The 2,234-nt window shown below is 28.5% G+C and carries 3 protein-coding genes; all 3 read right to left on the reverse strand.

Annotation, left to right across the window (positions count from 1 at the left end; translation table 11 throughout):
• Positions 1 to 111: 111 nt before the first annotated feature.
• Positions 112 to 339 carry a hypothetical protein gene (locus tag OM90_RS11965; protein WP_058487088.1) on the reverse strand — a complete coding sequence of 76 codons (228 nt, stop codon included), beginning with the start codon at positions 337 to 339 and terminating at the stop codon, positions 112 to 114.
• Between the two features lie 179 nt (positions 340 to 518).
• The gene (locus OM90_RS11970) at positions 519 to 1,091 is read right to left on the reverse strand and encodes a type III toxin-antitoxin system ToxN/AbiQ family toxin (protein ID WP_058487089.1); all 573 of its coding nucleotides are present in this window, start codon (positions 1,089 to 1,091) and stop codon (positions 519 to 521) included.
• Between the two features lie 434 nt (positions 1,092 to 1,525).
• The gene (locus tag OM90_RS11975) at positions 1,526 to 1,993 is read right to left on the reverse strand and encodes a DUF2326 domain-containing protein (RefSeq protein WP_058487090.1); all 468 of its coding nucleotides are present in this window, start codon (positions 1,991 to 1,993) and stop codon (positions 1,526 to 1,528) included.
• Positions 1,994 to 2,234: the final 241 nt, after the last annotated feature.

A 2,234-nucleotide genomic window follows, 5' to 3' on the forward strand; every position in this document is an offset into this window, starting at 1 on the left:
AAACCGCCAAGAGTGGTATTCCCCCGACGGTTTGATATCGTAACAAGCATACTTTGTAATTCCAAGCAAACTTGTTTGGTAATTGATAAATTTGTCCAGTTACACTAAAATTTACTCGTGTTGAAATGCAGTCATTGCAAGGCATAGGTCCAATCCCTCCATTTGAGTTGCAAAGTTTGCTCGTTGATTTTCATGTGTAAGTCCATATTCATATGCAGGGGTAAACCTAACGGAGGAAATATCGAAACCATTACACATACGCCATTTTACTGGATTTCGAGGGATTACACCTGCGGAATATGCATCTTTATTTATTTTTTTATACGGATTTTTACCCATAAAAAACCACCAAAGAGAATTACCCCATGACGATTATGCGCTTGCAAAAAGCAAACTTTGTAATTGTAAACAAACTTGTGTGTAAGTCGACAAAGAATAATAAAACAACTTTCCACTTTCAGAGTTTTTGATTTGTGCTTAATATAATTTCATTATCAAATTTTTTAGTATACTATAAACTATTTCTTTAATTTATAATTATTATAGGCTTGCTCTAATAACTTAAAATTACAATAACAAGTCTTAACTATTCCTGTAGTCATTTGTTTTTCATATAAGACTTCTGCTTTCTTTAAAATGTCATCTCTATATGGTTTCAGAAAAAAATACTCTTTTTCAAGTAAATCTTTATACGAAGGATCTGTTTCACGAGAAAAATCTATATACTCACATAACTCTTCATCAACAGGTATCATTTTTCTGATTTCTAAAATTGATAATAATTTTTTATAGGTATCTGTTTGTCCAATTTTTTTGTAAATGTCATTTTTATGAATTTCCTCAGATTTAATAATTTCATATATTATATAGTTGTGTTCAGTAATATTAGACCAATTTAAATGCCTATTTTTTGCAGATGTTAGCGGAATGCAATATGTATATTTCCCAAGTTTAGTTATTAACCCAAGATGTGGCTTGCGTTGATAATTTGATACATTCTTATAAAACACCTGAGAATCTCTAGAATGTAAATACTTCACATAATTAATGTCAACTTTGTAAAAACCAAAATTCTCGTAACTTACCCCCATTTTACCCTCCAAAATAACTAAGGGAACTCATGTGAGTTCCCTTAAGATTTAACGTTTCGCACTTATACGGCTGCGAAACACCAGATTTAACGCTTCACATTTATACGGCTGTGAAACACCAGATTTAACGTCTCGCTCTATAAGGTGGCGAAACAACAGACGACTCAAATACTAAAATATTTGAATCATTATTATTATATCTATTATAGTATATTATATGCTTAAAAAATATAGCGTGCCACAAATTAAATATTACTAAAAAACTTAAAAACCAATTGTAAAACCAACATTCTCTGTAAAACAACTATATCATTTTAAAAATACATTGTCAAGTCTCATTTTTAATGTCCAATTGTTAAATTTAGTATATTTCTTTTTCACATCTTACAAAAAATTTATAGATTATTTGGCTAATACTATTATTAAAAATTTAATTAATATTTAAAAACAAAAAATCTATTTCTATGATTGTTCTCCCTATTTAGTTCTGTTACTACATTCCCTTGTGCTTTATATGCTTTAATCTTTTCTGCGTGTAATTCATCAATATTTATAGTAATAAAGTATTGTCCTCTTTGTTTTTCTAACAGGTATTCATTAACATAATCTAATAGCCTTTCTTTTACACTTATATCTAGCTTACAATATGAACCATCGTGCACCAAAAATTGTATGTCTGAATTGTTGTCCACCCTATTTAAAAACAAAGTTAAATCAAACATATTTATCTTCATATAAAGTCTTCCATGAGAATTCTCATCTTCAATGCTGCACTTTATTTTTATTCTTCCTGTTGTTGCATTTAAGGAAGTTCTATTATCATATTCATATTCTAAAATACCTTCCTCACCATATGCAACATTAACAAGTTTATCGAAAGTTTCTTCAAGTTTTTTTATCAAATTTTTATATCCATTAAATAGTTGTTTATGATAATCTAAAATTACCCTAGTATAATAATTGAAAATTCCCCTAGAGGAATTATAAAATAACTCTATGAAATGTTTTCATAGGGAGGTTAAGGAGATGATTAATTTAATGAATAAACAAGAAACAATTCTTTCATATTTTAGGGAAGGAAAATCACAATGGGATATTCATAGAAAGACTGGGATTTCCAGAAAAACTATAAGAAAGTATATA

This window comes from Defluviitalea phaphyphila (assembly GCF_001466305.1).
GTDB classification, from domain to species: Bacteria; Bacillota; Clostridia; order Lachnospirales; family Defluviitaleaceae; genus Defluviitalea_A; species Defluviitalea_A phaphyphila.

Excerpts from the sequence above, each read along its gene's own strand:
- OM90_RS11970 (WP_058487089.1), bottom strand. The coding sequence starts at position 1,091 with ATGGGGGTAAGTTACGAGAATTTTGGTTTTTACAAAGTTGACATTAAT.
- OM90_RS11965 (WP_058487088.1), bottom strand. The coding sequence starts at position 339 with ATGGGTAAAAATCCGTATAAAAAAATAAATAAAGATGCATATTCCGCA.